Origin of the sequence: Microvirga sp. HBU67558, from assembly GCF_018069605.1 — a bacterium.
GTDB lineage: Bacteria > Pseudomonadota > Alphaproteobacteria > Rhizobiales > Beijerinckiaceae > Microvirga > Microvirga terrae.
The window spans coordinates 1-268 of sequence record NZ_JAGPUP010000079.1 but is presented as its reverse complement, the minus strand read 5'-3'; the positions used below and the strand labels follow the sequence as shown (position 1 = coordinate 268).

General features: G+C 62.7%; 1 protein-coding gene. It reads left to right on the top strand.

The features are described from left to right. Nucleotides 1-268: aquaporin (locus KBI52_RS00310; RefSeq protein ID WP_210804730.1), on the top strand; the 268-nt coding region annotated here is incomplete at both ends.

Genomic DNA, 268 nt, shown 5'->3' with positions numbered 1-268 from the left:
GTCGGCGTTTCAATCGTCATCCTCATGTTTGGGCAAGGCAGTCCGGGGGCAAGGCTGATCCCGAGCGAAGGCTGGCGCCTGTTTCTGACCGGCGGCTTGTTTGGTTCGGTCGGCGCGCTGATCGCTGTTTCGCCGATTGGCCGCATCAGCGGCGCGCATATCAATCCTGCCGTGACGGTCGCGTTCTGGCTGGAGGGAAAGCTGGCGTGGCGTGATGCCGCCTTTTACGTCTTGGCTCAGTTCGCCGGCAGCGTTATCGGAGCTTGGC